The sequence below is a fragment of the Pontimicrobium sp. MEBiC01747 genome (assembly GCF_053601635.1).
The window spans coordinates 1-15,579 of the sequence record NZ_JBSHNS010000162.1; the positions used below are offsets into that span (position 1 = coordinate 1).

The 15,579-nt window shown below is 30.5% G+C and carries 15 protein-coding genes and 1 pseudogene; 6 read left to right on the forward strand and 10 right to left on the reverse strand.

The features are described from left to right. Positions 1 to 202 precede the first annotated feature (202 nt). Genes ACVC2P_RS04495 through ACVC2P_RS04505 form a run of 3 tightly spaced genes read left to right on the forward strand, consistent with a single transcriptional unit; the run spans position 203 to position 3,531 of the window. Positions 203 to 2,566, forward strand: a complete 2,364-nt coding sequence (locus tag ACVC2P_RS04495; RefSeq protein ID WP_452597289.1) for a hypothetical protein — start codon at positions 203 to 205, stop codon at positions 2,564 to 2,566. A 60-nt stretch (positions 2,567 to 2,626) separates the two neighbouring features. Beyond that, entirely contained in the window at positions 2,627 to 3,079 is a 453-nt protein-coding gene (gene parS, locus ACVC2P_RS04500; protein ID WP_452597290.1) for a type II RES/Xre toxin-antitoxin system antitoxin, read from the forward strand. After that, positions 3,079 to 3,531, forward strand: a complete 453-nt coding sequence (locus ACVC2P_RS04505) for an RES family NAD+ phosphorylase (protein ID WP_452597291.1) — start codon at positions 3,079 to 3,081, stop codon at positions 3,529 to 3,531. The genes parS and ACVC2P_RS04505 overlap by 1 nt, the downstream gene beginning before the upstream one ends. A gap of 90 nt (positions 3,532 to 3,621) precedes the next feature. Here the strand turns inward: ACVC2P_RS04505 and ACVC2P_RS04510 are convergent, their stop codons facing one another. The 10 genes from ACVC2P_RS04510 to ACVC2P_RS04555 form a co-directional block, all read right to left on the reverse strand. Continuing rightward, positions 3,622 to 5,352: a sodium:solute symporter gene (locus ACVC2P_RS04510; protein ID WP_452597292.1), complete on the reverse strand. Its 1,731-nt coding sequence runs from the start codon at positions 5,350 to 5,352 to the stop codon at positions 3,622 to 3,624. Between the two features lie 143 nt (positions 5,353 to 5,495). Continuing rightward, entirely contained in the window at positions 5,496 to 8,021 is a 2,526-nt protein-coding gene (locus ACVC2P_RS04515; protein ID WP_452597293.1) for a PIG-L family deacetylase, read from the reverse strand. 82 nt (positions 8,022 to 8,103) lie between these two features. Next, positions 8,104 to 8,640, reverse strand: coding sequence for a mechanosensitive ion channel domain-containing protein (locus ACVC2P_RS04520; protein ID WP_452597294.1), 537 nt, complete (start codon positions 8,638 to 8,640; stop codon positions 8,104 to 8,106). Positions 8,641 to 8,672: 32 nt separating this feature from the next. Continuing rightward, positions 8,673 to 9,596: a septum formation inhibitor Maf gene (locus ACVC2P_RS04525; RefSeq protein WP_452597295.1), complete on the reverse strand. Its 924-nt coding sequence runs from the start codon at positions 9,594 to 9,596 to the stop codon at positions 8,673 to 8,675. A 36-nt stretch (positions 9,597 to 9,632) separates the two neighbouring features. Then, positions 9,633 to 10,223 (reverse strand): Maf-like protein, encoded by a 591-nt coding sequence (locus tag ACVC2P_RS04530; protein ID WP_452597296.1) that lies wholly within the window; start codon positions 10,221 to 10,223, stop codon positions 9,633 to 9,635. A gap of 3 nt (positions 10,224 to 10,226) precedes the next feature. Next, complete coding sequence (locus ACVC2P_RS04535) at positions 10,227 to 11,138, reverse strand: geranylgeranylglycerol-phosphate geranylgeranyltransferase (RefSeq protein WP_452597297.1); 912 nt, start codon at positions 11,136 to 11,138, stop codon at positions 10,227 to 10,229. Between the two features lie 118 nt (positions 11,139 to 11,256). Then, positions 11,257 to 11,769, reverse strand: coding sequence for a KdsC family phosphatase (locus ACVC2P_RS04540; protein ID WP_452597298.1), 513 nt, complete (start codon positions 11,767 to 11,769; stop codon positions 11,257 to 11,259). Further along, a complete protein-coding gene (locus ACVC2P_RS04545) occupies positions 11,759 to 12,517 on the reverse strand; it encodes a Rossmann-like and DUF2520 domain-containing protein (RefSeq protein ID WP_452597299.1) in 759 nt (252 codons plus the stop codon). Before ACVC2P_RS04545 ends, ACVC2P_RS04540 begins: the two co-directional genes overlap by 11 nt. A gap of 53 nt (positions 12,518 to 12,570) precedes the next feature. Then, positions 12,571 to 12,945 (reverse strand): hypothetical protein, encoded by a 375-nt coding sequence (locus ACVC2P_RS04550; RefSeq protein ID WP_452597300.1) that lies wholly within the window; start codon positions 12,943 to 12,945, stop codon positions 12,571 to 12,573. An 83-nt stretch (positions 12,946 to 13,028) separates the two neighbouring features. After that, positions 13,029 to 13,616 carry a Crp/Fnr family transcriptional regulator gene (locus tag ACVC2P_RS04555; RefSeq protein WP_452597301.1) on the reverse strand — a complete coding sequence of 196 codons (588 nt, stop codon included), beginning with the start codon at positions 13,614 to 13,616 and terminating at the stop codon, positions 13,029 to 13,031. Between the two features lie 77 nt (positions 13,617 to 13,693). Here ACVC2P_RS04555 and ACVC2P_RS04560 point away from each other — a divergent pair, with 77 nt between their 5' ends. The 3 genes and pseudogenes from ACVC2P_RS04560 to ACVC2P_RS04570 all read left to right on the forward strand — a co-directional run. Next, positions 13,694 to 13,975, forward strand: a complete 282-nt coding sequence (locus ACVC2P_RS04560) for a hypothetical protein (protein WP_452597302.1) — start codon at positions 13,694 to 13,696, stop codon at positions 13,973 to 13,975. 6 nt (positions 13,976 to 13,981) lie between these two features. After that, positions 13,982 to 14,392 carry a group III truncated hemoglobin gene (locus ACVC2P_RS04565; RefSeq protein ID WP_452597303.1) on the forward strand — a complete coding sequence of 137 codons (411 nt, stop codon included), beginning with the start codon at positions 13,982 to 13,984 and terminating at the stop codon, positions 14,390 to 14,392. Between the two features lie 100 nt (positions 14,393 to 14,492). Beyond that, positions 14,493 to 15,579 (forward strand): annotated as a pseudogene (locus tag ACVC2P_RS04570) (cytochrome C biogenesis protein); the annotation flags it as partial.

The following is a 15,579-nucleotide window of genomic DNA, read 5'->3' on the forward strand; positions in this document are numbered from 1 at the left end:
GCTGGCGTGAGTAAAATTAGTCTTGGACATTTCAAAAATAAAATAATAAAAACAATTGTAGATACAGTAAAAACAATTGTTATCTCTTAATAAAAAGAGAATATTAGTTCTTTTTAAATCATAATTCTAAATATATTTTTATTAACGTGATGGTTATTCTATAACCATCACGTTAACTTATATGACCCAATAAATAATTTTTATGAGTAAAATAATGACCTTTTTTAATAGTTTTGGTATATGGTTCAAGGTATTAATCTCTGAGTTGGCTAATAATATTATAAGTGTTTTATTAGTCGTCTTAATATATTTTATGCTTTGGTTTTTCCCGCAAACACTAGACTTATTATTAGTATTAAACCAAAATAACGCAATTAATTTTTGGGAGATTTTTACTCTAGAAGTACCGCTTTATTTTTCATTATTACTCATTATTTCATTTTTTATATGGAATGCACCAAAATATTATTACAGACCAAACTATACAAAAATTACATTTAAGAACTTTTTAAAATTTATACCTACAAAGCATTACAGAGCAATAGAAAAAAGTGATAAATATAGCTATAATTGTAAGTATCATGTTAGAAAAATATTACCTAGAATTTTAGGTTGTTTAGTTCTGTTTATATCGGCATTTGCCATATTAAATGCTATGAAACTGTTTGATATAGAAAACAGATTAAGCAATTTATTAAACCCTTCCAATACATTGGCCATTGTTACTCTAATATTAATTTTACTATTAGAGCATAATATATATCGTTTTTTAAGACAATTAGTGAGAAAAATACCCAAGCTTAATTACATTATTACTGGCTCTATATTTATATTATTCATTTTTATATTAGGGCTAGGGGCAGCAAATAATCAAGCAGAAAAAGATTTAATACTACTATTTTATTCCAATTTATCATTAGCACTAATATTTTTTATTGTAGCGTTTAATACTAAAGATTTACTAACAATACGTACAAAACCTTTTTTTTATGGAGGTATTATTATTTCAGGAATACTAGTGTTACTAGTATATATTGTATTTAATATAAAGCCAGACATAGCAATGCGTTTAAACCCACTATCTGTATTGCTAATATGTTTAATGTCATTATATTTAATCTCTTTTATATTTGTATTTATAGGAAAAAAAATACAATTCCCATTATTCACATTTGTAGTTATATTAGGTTTAATATTATCAAAATATAATGCAAATAATGATCGCTTCGACCATTACGAACTAGACAAAACGGTTACAAGTAAAAATGATAGAAAATTTTTAAAAGCTTACGTTAAAGATTGGATTAATAATAGAAAAGCAAAAATAGAACAAGCAAAAGAGGATTGTTACCCTATATTATTTGTTTCTTCAGAAGGGGGAGGCTCTAGAGCTGGTTTATGGTCTTTTTTAATACATAGTTATTTATCAGAAAACTCTAATAATAGATACTATAAAGATCACTTATTCTCTTTAACAGGCGCATCAGGAGGAGGCGTTGGAAATGCTATGTTTTTTGCAACAGCACAACAAGCAGAACTAAATAATACCACAATTAATTATAAGAATACAAATAAACCGTTTACCTATAAAGCTAGTACTATATATTCTAAAAATTATTTGTCAACTTCAATTGTTGGCTTACTAGGAAGAGATTTTTTTAAAAGTATTCTAAGTCTATTTCCCTTTGATAATAGAGGCGAATTATTACAAAATGAATGGCAAAATGCATATAAAGAAGTGTTTAATACTAAAGAAAATGATTTAGAAAAAGAAGTGTTATCCTACTATTCTAAAAGTGATACATCTGGCTTTGTACCTCCATTATTATTTATGAATAGTACACATGCCCAAACAGGACGCTATAGTGTTATTAGCCCTGTAGATTTTGGAGACTCAAAACTATTTTCAGGATATTTCGATTATATAAAAAAACTAAGAGCAAAAAAAGGCGATAAGCATTCTGTAAAATTAATAGAAGCTATGCGTATTAATGCAGCATTTCCTTATTTAACTCCAGCAGGAGAAGTAAAAGATGTAGGACTATTTGGAGACTCTGGATACTATGATAATATAGGAGGAACAGTATCTACGGCTTTGTTATATGTTTTTAAAGAAGTGCTTGACGAAACACCAGAATTTTATAGTATAAAAAACAAAGTTAATTTACAGAGTGTTTTAATATTTAGCGATTTAGACAATGAGCGACTAGAAGGTGAGCAATTTAAACCTATCTCTCAATTAGATGCCCCATTAAAAATATTAATGAATGTGAGATCTGGACATACAAAAGAACAAATAGCAAAATTAAATGAAGTGCCATTACAATTAAGGCGTACCTATATAATACCAAGTACAAAAACCAGTACATTGTTACAGAAGAAAATAAGAGATTTAAAATCTGAACAAAGTGATAGCATTAAACCAATACTTGCCCTAGGGCGTTACTTATCTGGTACAGCAATAAAAGCCATGGAAAAGAGCTTACAATTAGAAGATGTAAAATCTAGATTAGATAATTTATTATACTACGAAACGGTTTCTGAAACAAAAGAGACTATTAAATAGTTAAAATTTAGACAATTGTCATTTTATTTTGTATATTTGTCATGTTTAAAAATTAAAACTATGAACACAGCAATTCAGCATTCATTATCAGATGATGGAGAAGGAGGCTTATTACGTTATTTAAATTTAGATATTCCTTTACATAATGTCTACGATTTTATAGAATTATCTAGGAATGGAATAAATAAAAAAAACTTATTATTTCTTGCTAAAAAAATTGAATTCGATTTAAAAGAACTAGCAGCAATACTTCATATTTCTGAACGTACATTGCAACGCTACACAACTTCAAAAATATTAAGCCCAGATGTAAGCGAGCGCGCTATACAATTAGCACGACTATATTGTAAAGGAGAAGATGTTTTTGGAGATTTAGAGCAGTTTAAAAAATGGATGAAATACCCAAGCACGGCTTTAGGAATGAAACAACCTAAGGAGTTACTAGATACCACATTTGGGTTTCAATTATTAAACGAAGAACTTACAAAAATAGAATACGGGATTTTTTCATAATGTTAGTATATCGCATATCTAAAGACATTTACATAAGAGATTTAACAGGAATAGGAGCTAAGACAGTAGGTGGACGTTGGAATTTTAAAGGCGTTTCTGTATTATATACAAGTAGTTCTATAGCATTAAGTATGTTAGAATGTTTAGCACATTTTCCAGCAGCATTTGCACCTAAAGACATGGCATTGGCTTGTATAGAGTTACCTGAAGATTCTATAAGCGAAATAACTGTAGATGAATTACCAGAGAATTGGAGGGCAGTGCCATCTCCAAGAGAATTAAAACAACTATCTTATAACTGGATAAAACAACAAGAAACATTAATTTTAAAAGTTCCTAGTATTATAGTACCACAAGAATTTAATTATATTATAAATCCATTTCATAAAGATTTTGATAAAATAGTATTAAAAAAAGTACTTCCATTTTATTTTGATAATCGGGTATTATAATAAATACTACAATCAAGAAATCTATAGATTCGTCAAAACAAACCTATAAATCTTAGGCTTTATAATAATTAAACAGCTTTGTTTAAGTTGTTAAGTAGTTACTATTGTACTATTGTTGTCTTTTCTTGGACTAATACTCTGTAATAAACACGCAATTACAATTACAATAATACAACCCACAAAATTCAACCATAAAAACGGTAAGTTTATATATTCGAATTCATTAAGTAAAAATAGAGCGATAACAATAGCTTGAGTAATTAAGGCGCCAATAAATACAGCATTAGACTTTACAAACTTAAAAAAGAAAGCTAATAGAAAAATACCTAGAACGTTACCATAGAAAATAGAACCAATAATATTTACTAACTGAATTAAATTCTCTGCTAAATTAGCAACACAAGCAACTCCAATAGCAATAATACCCCAAGCTAAGGTAAATAATTTAGATACTTTAACCATGTCTTCTTCGCTTTGCTCTCCTGTATTACGCTTGTATAAATCTATAGTTGTTGTGCTCGCTAATGCATTTAATTCGCTAGCAGTACTAGACATTGCTGCACTTAAAATAACAGCTAATAGTAAGCCAATTAAACCACGTGGTAAGTTGTTTAGTATAAAATGAATAAAAACATAATCCTTATCATTAGATTCTACCTTTATATTTTTAGCATCACCAGCTTTTTCTATTAAAGCTTTAGCTTCTGCTCTTAAAGCATCATGTTTTGCATTAGCATTAGCTACAGCATTAATATATTCAGGAGCTTTAGCTTCAGTATAATTGTTATCTATATAATTAGTTATAGCTTCTTTTTTAGCTTTAAAAGCTTCAAGTTGTTTATGCTCTAGCGTTTTATAGTCATCTGCATAAGTAGAATTTAATACTACTTCTTTTGCTGTAGGATTAAAGTTTATTGGAGCCTCATTAAATTGATAAAAAACAAACACCATAACACCAACCAATAATATAAAGAACTGCATAGGGACTTTTAAAAGTCCATTAAAAATTAAGCCTAGCTGCATTTCTTTAACCGATTTACCAGACAAGTAACGTTGTACTTGGCTTTGATCTGTACCAAAATAAGAAAGCATTAAAAAAGTACCTCCAATAATACCACTCCAAAAGGTATAACGGTTGTTTAAATCGAAAGAGAAATCTAAAATTTCCATTTTACCACTAGCACCGGCAATATCTAAAGCATTCGTAAAGTTTATGTTTTCTGGAAGCTTGTTCATTATTAAAACGAAAGCAATAACCATTCCTGTGAAAATAACCACCATTTGGTGTTTTTGCGTTACGTTAACAGCTTTAGTACCGCCCGAAACAGTATAAATAATAACTAGAATACCAATAATAACGTTGAGTAATAATAGGTTCCATCCTAAAACGGCCGATAAAATAATGGCAGGAGCAAAAATCGTAATTCCTGCAGCTAAACCACGTTGAATTAAAAATAATATTGCAGCTAATGTTCTTGTTTTTAAATCAAAACGACTTTCAAGAAATTCGTATGCAGTATATACTTTTAAGCGATGATAGAGCGGTATAAAAACCATACATATTACAATCATGGCTATAGGAATTCCAAAATAGAATTGCACAAAACCCATACCCGAATGAAACGCTTGCCCAGGTGTAGAAAGAAAAGTAATGGCACTGGCTTGCGTTGCCATTACAGAGAGTCCAATAGTCCACCATTTCGAGGTTTTTCCTCCTCCAATATAATCCTTTACGTTTTGGCTACCTCTAGTTTGCCAAGTACCATAACCAACAATTAATAACAATGTTCCTATTAGAATAATCCAGTCTAGTGTTTGCATAATTTAAAAGGCTTGCATGATTAAATGAAAAATAATAATGTACAGTGCATTAGCAGCTAATACTAAGGTGTAAAGCCTTTTCCATTTATATTTAGATTGTTCCATAAGGCTATATTTATAATAATTTAAAAGAGTAAAATGAACTAGTTTTTAATTTCAGGTGCGTTATCAATATTATCTTTCCCTATAGATAGCATATTGGCAAATAACCTATAAGCTCCAGACACACCTGCTGGAAATTCTCTAAAGAAACTTAAACCTGTGTATATATAATGACCTTTACCATGCTTAGCTACTAATAAACTACCAGTTTTTGGTGTTTCACCTTTATCATGCATAGACAAAAGTGGGGTAAATTCTGGTCCCCATTCGCTGGGAAAATATAAGCCACGTTCTTGCGTCCAACCTTCAAAATCTTTAGACGTTATTTTATTAGGGAAATTAAGTAACTCATGTTCAGGATTTAAAAGTGTAACGTCAGCAAATTCATCGGTAACACGATCTCTAGATAAAACCAATTTATAAGGTGCTAATTCGTCTACTTTTACTCTATGTCTGGTATTGTATTGTACAATCATGTTACCACCTCTAGAAACATAATCAAATAAAATTTGTTGTTTAAAATTTAGGGCTTCAACTGTATTATAGGCTCTAATACCTATAACTACTGCATCAAAACGATCTAAAGTTTCGGCGTTTATATCTTCTGGTTTTATAGTAACTACATTATAACCAATTTGCTTTAAACTTTCTGGAACAACATCTCCAGCACCTTCAATATAACCAATGTTTTCGCCACGTTTTTGAATGTTTAAACGTACAATTTTACTTTCGCTTGGTAGTAATACGGTTTGAAATGGGATGTGATCGTAATCTATTTCTATAAGCTCTTTTGTATAGGTTTTATCGCCTACAGTAACCATTGGTGTTATGTAGCCTTCACTTTGATTTTTTGGAGGTATAATGGTAAATGTTAGGAGCTGCTCTTGCCCTTTGTTAGCAATAGATACTTTTTGCTGTTTAGGGTACACATTCCAGTTTTTAGGATGGGCAATTTCAATATATCCTTCTAAATTATCGCGACCAGCTTTTACAATTACTGGAATTTCTTTTTGTTTATCGTTTTCAAAAATAATAACCTTTTCAGCAATTTTAGCAGAAGCTTCAGGAATAATCTCGAAAGGTTTATAAACTTCCCCCTTAACAGGATCGTTTGTTTTGTAAATTATAGGTTTTGTATAAGGAATGGTTACAGACCCAAAGTTTATATTAAATGTTACATTAAATGGTCTAGGGGTTTCGGGTTCGCCAATTAATGTTTTATCATCTACAGTATACATACCTAGTGTTCCTTTTTTTACTAACCAATACGGGGTGGTTACTACATTTTTATCTATAGGTGTAAAAGATTCATTTAAATTAATGATGACATTGTTGTTTAAAGCAATTCCTTTATTAATGCTTGTATTATCGGCAGAAACTATGGATGCTAAACTCATTTTATAGCCGCTTCTATTAATAGCTTCTAGCTTTAAGTTAACTTTATCTGTTACGGTAGAATGATTTGTCTCAGCTACAGCTTCTAAATATAAACCCGAACAAGCAGCAATAATGGCTTTAATCTCTTTAGTTTTTATGGCTTTCCAATGTGCATCTTTTAATTGCTGAATTAAACTATAGGCTTCTAATAATTTAGGAAGTGAAGCCGATGGGTTTTTAAAATTGAAATCTGCTTGTACTTTTTCTAAAATAGCGCCAATAGTTTGTCCTCCTTTTACACGGCTCCAAGTTGTATTAATGCCTTCAAAAATATTAGATTTATCCTTAGGTAAGTCTCCTTTTATAAGCTCTATATATTCTGTTTGCGTTCCACGTGTTCCCGTACTACCAAAGCCTTGAGATTTATGCTGGCTTCTGCTTAATGAAGCAATTTCGGTATTACTTAAACCACTGGACGGGTAGTAGGTACCAATATCGAAGTTTAATAAATTGGTTTTATCTGCTTTTTCAAACTTTTCTCTACTTCCATAAAACCACCACGAAGTATTAAAAAATAAACGTTTTGGTTGCCACGTAGTTACTCTATTTAATTGGTCTGGAAAGATTGTTTTGTCGTTTGTAATATCAAAAGCTTCAACACTTAACATGGCAGAACTAGTATGATGCCCATGTGTAGTTCCAGGAGTTCTGTGGTTAAAACGATTAATAATTATGTCTGGTTTAAACTGGCGAATTGCTAATACTACATCGTTTAATACTTCTTCTTTATTCCAAATAGCTAAAGTTTCGTCTGGGTGTTTAGAGTAGCCAAAGTCGTTAGCCCTTGTAAAACGTTGTTCTCCACCATCTGTACGTCTAGCAGCTAATAGTTCTTGTGTTCTAATAACACCTAATAACTCTCTAATTTCTGGGCCAATAAGGTTTTGCCCTCCGTCGCCTCTTGTTAAAGATAAATAGGCCGTACGTGCTTTAACATGATTGGCCATGTAAGAAATTAATCTAGTATTCTCATCATCTGGATGTGCTGCTACATACAAAACCGAACCTAAAAAGTTAAGTTTTTCTATAGATTCGTATATTTCTGAAGCGTTAGGTTTCTGTGGTTGTTGTCCATTTACAGAAATTATATGAATAAAAACTGCAATAAAACAAACAAAGTAGTTTCTCATTATATTTTGATAGTTAGGTGTGCATCAAATATAAAAAGAAAAGGGCTATTTACTTTTGTTTTAGTGTTTCTTTAACGTTGTGTTAAATTGCACTGCTACCATCATCTATAGCATCTTTTTTTATAAGGGTAACTGCTTTTTGTAATATTAAATTATTAGGGTAGGTTACCAAATCTCCATTATCTAATCTTAAATGTAATTGAAATGCCCTAATGTCTTCTATAATAGCTTCTATAGGATAATCTTTATCATGTATTTTTATTTTATCTCCAACTTTATATGGAAACGAAAAGAACATAATAATTCCAGTAGTAACATTACTTAATATAGACCATATTGCAAATAAGGCAATACCTATAACTGCAAATAAAGAAGAAAATATTACCGTTAAATCCTTAATCTCTGCACCAAATACATAAGCCTCTATTAATATAAATATAATAAGTAATGTAGCAGTAGTGTATCGGTTTATTAAGCCTATTCTAGCTTCGTTAACCCCATTATTTCTTCCAATTTTTCTAACAATACTTCTTGCTGCAAAACGAATAATGAAAAATACAACGAATACTATTACAGTATAAACTAATTGATTTTGATTTGCCTTTAAAAAGGTTTCCATATTACTAAATTATCATGCAAAGATAATTAAGTTTAATCTAGTTGAAGTGTTTTTCGTAAAGTTTCATCCTTATTACTATTTTTACTCCAATAAGGCGATTTTATCGTTTTAAGTTTTGTTGCTTTTGTTGTTAAACCGTTTATTGTTTCTTCCCAACTTTCAATAGTGTACGGAAAGGTTTTAGTAAAATTAATACTTAAAGTTCTGTTTAATTCTGGGTAAGAAATCGTGTAATTGCCATTTTTTAATTCGGCAGAAGCGTTGTAAGCTTTTAACTTTTTATGCTTTAATCGTACATATTCTATAGAAGGAACAATTTTAAAAGTGCCTACAGGTAAAGATTTTGGATTAATACGTAGCTGTGTCCATATTTCATTTTCAAGATGTGTTTTTTCGATACTAAAATCTTGGTCAGCTTCGCTTTCAAAATAAGAGTGAGAGGTAACATCAAATTGGTCTCTATTATTTATTTGGGTATATACATGACCACACCATTCTTGAACAGAACCACTTACTTTTAGAGCATGCCTGTTATTTGAAACAGGATAAAATGTACTCTGCATTATGGAATATGGGTAAATACCAGTATTAAATTTTTTAGAGCTATTTAGTTTTAAAACAGGAATGTTAGTGTCGTTATTATAATCTGCTTTTACTTGCTTATCATTTAAAAATGGTTCTGTAACGTAAACTAATACAGCATGTCCATTTCTAATCTCTCCATAACGTGCTTGTTCTAGTTTATAAGATGAAATTTCAGCTTCTCCAGCATACCAATAGTCATTAAACTCTTGTGATGTTTTTTGAGGCTCTTTTTCGGGTTTAACTTCAATAGGAGTTTCTACTTTAGCGTAGTCTTCTGTTGGTGTTACTTTTTCATTTTTGCAACCACTAGATAATAAAAAGAGCGTTACGATGCTTAGAGGGAGTAATTGGATATTAAATAAACGTTTCATTATAGTCTGTATTATAACTATAAAGTTACAATTCTATTATTTTTCTGCAATAACATTTAACGTTTCATATACAAGGTGTGTAGGTAAGCCCATAACATTAAAGTAAGAACCTTCTAATTTAGTAACACCAATAAGGCCAATCCATTCTTGAATGCCATAAGCTCCAGCTTTATCAAAAGGCTTATACGTATTTATATAATACCAAATTTCGTCTTCTGTAAAGGTTTTAAAGGTTACTTTGGTAACATTACTAACTGTTTTCTGGTAGCTATTTGTACGCATGCATACAGACGTAATAACTTCATGCGTTTGCCCGCTTAAAGATGATAGAATGCTAAAAGCCTCAGCATCACTTCTTGGTTTTCCTAAAGCTTGTTCGTTATGCCAAACAATAGTATCGCTAGTAATTAAAATATCGTTATCCTTTAAATCTTTTAAATATGGCATAGATTTTAACTGTGCCAAATAATTAGTAATTTCAAAATGGCGTAGAGTTGGTGGGTACTCTTCCTTTATGGGCTTCAATCTAATTTCGAAATCTACACCTAAGTCTTTAAAAAATTGTTGGCGTCTAGGAGAGCCAGAAGCCAAAATAATGGTATGGTTTTTTAGTTTATCGTTTAACATGTTTTAAAAGATAAGCCAATATAATACCATAACCAACATTCCTGTTAACATTGTTAGTTTTAATATAAAACTAATATGCTTAAACTCACTGTTTTTTTCGGCTGTAAATAACTTTATAGCAGTATATATAAGTGGCCCTACAACCATAATTAAAAAGTAAATAACAACTTCTTTATGCATAAAAAGATACTTAGTTACATAAAAAATAATTATAGCTATTGTAATTAGAGTTAAAGTAAAAGCAATTTTAGCAGTTCTTGATTTTCCTAGAATAATAGGTAAGGTTTGCATCCCAGATTTATAATCTCCATCTACATCCTGAATATCTTTTACTATTTCTCTAATAAAATTTAATAAAAAAGCGAAAATTCCAAAGTCTGCTAAAACTTCAAACATTGTCGATTGAAGGTTTTGGTTTTGTTCATTAATAGCTGGAAGCAATTCAAAAATACCAACAATTAAAATACTAGAGGCTACTAAAAAAGAAACTATAATATTCCCCACTACAGCAATCTGTTTTAGAGAAGTACTATAAACATATAATAAAGCAGCAATGATAACAAAGAAACCAAAAAACTTAGGGCGGCCAATACCATTAGCTAAATAAAAACCAATAATAACGCCTATAAAGGTTAAAGCCATATATAGCGTATTGGCTTTACTTTCAGAGATGTGTTTACCTATAATAACTAAATTAGGTTTGTTTATAGTGTCTGTTTCTACATCATAAATATCATTTATAATATAGCCGCCAGCAGCTATACATAATGTAGATAATATGAGTAGCGTAAAGTTAATAGAACTTAAATAAGTATCTACAGCCAATGAATTAAATAAAGCATATTTTACTAATAATTGAACAAAAGCTATCATTAGTAAATTTTTCCAACGAATAAGGTTGAGGATATTTTGCATATATATAATTACAGTTTATTAGTTTAATTAAGCTTTTATGAGCTTAAAACAAATGTAATAAAAAAGACTTTCTGAAAAAGAAAGTCTTTTTTATTATTAGTGGAGATTTATAATATTTTTACAAAGTTTCCCATTTATCTTGTACTTTCATAACTTGCTCAATAACATCACGCACACAACCTTTACCACCGTGTTTATGCGAAATATATTTTGAATTAGCTTTAACTTCTGCAACAGCATCAACAGGGCAAGTTGCTAAGCCAACAACCTTCATTACAGACACATCAGGGATATCATCTCCCATATACAAAACAGATTCTGGTTTTATATTATGCTTAGAAACATACGCTGTGAACTGGTTTATTTTTTGATGAGCACCTAAATACACATCTTTAATACCTAACGTGTTTAATCTTTTTTCAACACCTTCGTTTGTGCCACCAGAAATTATACAAATATTAAATCCCTTAGCTAAGGCTTGCTTCATAGCATAGCCATCTTTAACATTCATAGTTCTTAATAAATCGCCATTAGTAGCAATGGTTAAAGAACCATCTGTTAATACACCATCTACATCAAATATAAAAGTAGTTATATGTTTTAAGTACTCTTTATAGCTTTTATCTTCCATGTGTTTTTTGAATTGATTTAGTTAGCAGGTTATAAATGTCTTTATGGTGTTCGTTCTCCAATAATTTTAAGTGCCTTTTTATTGTTTTCTTATCTCTGCGTAGTGCAGGACCTGTTTGTGCTAAATACGGAGAAAGAGACTCTATTTTATTGGCTGTTTCTTTAATTAAAGGCTTTAAAATATCAAACTCGGCACCTTGAGATTCTGTAATTTCATGAGCAACTCGGTATAATTGATTTGTAAAATTATTTACAAAAACAGCAGCAAGATGTAAAGCCTGTCTTTGGTCTGAGTTTACTTTATGACTTTTACTTCCAATAGCTTTAGCAAGGGCTTTTAAAATAGGAAGATCCTCCCTTTTTAAAGCTTCTATACAAAGCGGAACATCTTTAAAATCTATTGGGGCGTCTTTAGAAAAGGTTTGTAAAGGGTAAAAAACACCACGTTTATGCTTTTTATCTACAGTATATAAACTAGAACTACCTGAAGTATGTACAACCAATCTATTTTTGAAAGGTAAATCTACAGATAGTGATTCTATTGCATCATCACTAACAGCAAGTATATATACATCTGCTTCTACTAACTCCGATAAATTATCGGTAATAGAGACGCTATTTTTATATTTAGAAATAGACTTTAAATTCCTATTATACCATTGTGCAACAGTAACTGTTTCTGAGGCATTAAATGCTTTAAATAAATGTGTGGCTACATTGCCAGCACCAAGTATTACGGTCTTTATCATAAAGCAAAAATAAACATAAGTTGTGCTTTAATAAAGTGAAATACTTAAATTATTTAAGCACAAGAAATAGTAATAGAGTGGGTATGTCCACTATCGTTAGACGAAGTTGCTGTAACCTGTTGATTACTTTGTAAAGTAGTAAACTGTACAGCACTAACAGTTACAGTATGTGGATGAGCAGAATTACCTTGAATATTATATGTTTTTTCCACACCAGCCGTAACATCTGCAGCGGAAACAACTAGAGTATGTCCGTGGTTGCTACCTATAGAACTAGAAGTTCCATTAGTACCACAATTTGCACCTGAACTTTGTGGGGGAGTCGCTGGGGCAGAATCGTCCGAACTTGAACAACTTAAAAGAGTATAAGCAGGTATTGCTACTGCTATTGCACCTAATGATTTTTTGATGAATGTTTTTCTGTCCATAATAATTTTATTTAATAATTAGTATTCCTATTCTATTAAACGGAAGCTGATTTAAAAACTTACAGACTATTAACTTAAAAGTGCTAAAAGTAAATTTTACGCTTTAAAATGGAAAGACGCCCCATTTTTTCGAGTTTTTTTACGGCTCTAATTACAGTTTCAACTCTTAACCCTGTTAAATCAGAAATTTGCTGTCGAGTTAAATTTACCTCATACAAACCATCGGTATTAGCTGTAGATTTTAAATGTCCCAATAAGGTTAAAATACGATGCTCTGGAGGGTGTATTGAAACCTCTTTCATTATTTTAGCTTTATATACCATGCGTTTGCATAACAATTTTGTAATACTTAAGTGAACATCTGGATGCTGTATTAAAAGCTCTAAAAATGTAGCTTTTGGTATAATATAAATAGAAGTCTCTACTAAACTAATGGCAGCTGCAGGATATTTAAAATCACCAAACAAAGGAGGTTCTCCAAACGATTGATGATCTTCAAAGAAGCCTTGAACAAACTCTTTTCCATCTTCAGTTAAATTATACATTTTAACACGCCCTGTTTGTATTTGGTAGTAATATAAAGGCGTTTCTAATTCGTTAAAAATAACTTGATCTTTTGCATAATGCTTGAGCTGAACATTATACTGTTCTAAAATATTAAGAGATATCATGAGCTTATGATTTGAATCATATAAAAACAAATACAAGGTATCGAAATTTGTCCTGTTAATCTAAAATACCCAAGAAAATGAATTATTATAATTATGCATTAGCCGATTTTAAAAAACGATTTATGGTTTATGTTCCACTAACCATTATTTTACAAAGCTGTATAGGGTCTATTGCAGCAATGTATATTTTAATGAGTAGTACAGCAGATTATTTTCCTTTTTTTCAACTTACACTTTGTGTTATCTTATCTATGTTATATAATGCGTCGGTATTAGCACAAATGCACTATAAATTAGTATTTAACCTATTGTTGTTGTCACTATTTACTAATATTGTATTATGCATTATTAATCTATAAACAATAATGAGCGCTATAAAAGAAGATATAAATAATAGAGCAGATGTTTTTTTGCTAGTTTCTACATTTTACGAAAAAGTTAGAGTAGAAAATACACTAGGTCCAATCTTTAATTCAAGAATTAAAGATTGGGATGCTCACTTAGAGCTGTTAACAACCTTTTGGGAAACAAGTTTGTTCTTTACAAGAAAATTAGACAAGAAATATAAAGGAAACCCCTTAGAAGCTCATGTAGAAGTAGATAAAGCAAATGCCAATAGTATAAACGAACAACACTTTGGAATTTGGTTAAACCTATGGACACAAACTATAAATGAACTTTTTAAAGGAGATATAGCGGAACTAGCTAAACGTAGAGCTAGAAAGATGGGAACATTTCTATATTTAAAAATATTTGAAGCGCGGTCTAAAAAGTAAATCACTTAAATTATTAAGTTTAACACAATATTGAAGCATTTGTCCTATAAGAAACGAACAAAAACGATTATATTTGCACGAGCTAAAAAAGGCTATAATTATGCAGAATAAACTCGCCAAAATTCTATTTTCTACAAGACTTACTGCCATTTTATTTATTGTCTTTGCTGCGGCAATGGCAACAGGTACTATTTTGGACAGAAATATGGACACATCACCAACACCATATACAAGAACATTAATATACAATGCTTGGTGGTTCGAGGCCATAATGGTATTTTTTATCATCAACTTTATAGGAAATATTTTTAGATACCGATTGTATAAACTAAAAAAATGGGCAACATTAACATTACACTTAGCCTTTATATTTATCATTTTTGGATCTTTTATAACAAGATACTATAGTTTTGAAGGGATGATGCCTATTAGAGAAGGTGTAACAGAAAATGTATTCTTATCTCAAAAAACATACATTTCTGGGTTTGTAAATGGAGATTATAAAATTAATGGAGTAGCCCAACGATTACGTATAGAAAACGAAGTAGATTTTTCTCCACGACTAGATAATGATTTTGAATTAAATAAAGATTACAATGGGCAACCATTTACGGTAACCTTAGAAAAGTTTGTAGCGGGAGCAGAACTAGATATTATTCCTGATGAATCTGGAGAAGAATATCTTAAAATTGTTGAAGCGGGTAATGGACAACCACATAACCACTTTTTAAAAGTTGGTTCAATAGAAAATATTCACAACACTTTAATAGCATTAAATAAACCAACAGAAGGAGCTATTAATATTACATATAAAAACGATGAGTTAACCATAGAATCACCATTTGAAGGCGAATATTTACAGATGGCAACCATGAATACGGGGCAATTAGTAAAAGATAGTATACAACCATTAATGTTACGTTCGCGTTATATTATAGGAAAAATGCAAATGGTATTCCCTAAACCCGTTATAAAAGGGACTTTCGATATTGTTAAGAAATCGAAAATTCTTAAAAACGACCAAGACGGTATAGTGTTAAATGTAACAAGTAAAGGAGAAACAAAAAAAATAAACTTATTAGGCGGAAAAGGAACAAATAATGGCTGGGAGCGTGTAAGTGTTGGTGGCCTAGATTTCGATTTTCAATATGGTTCTAAAGTTTTAGAATTACCATTTAGTGTAAAAC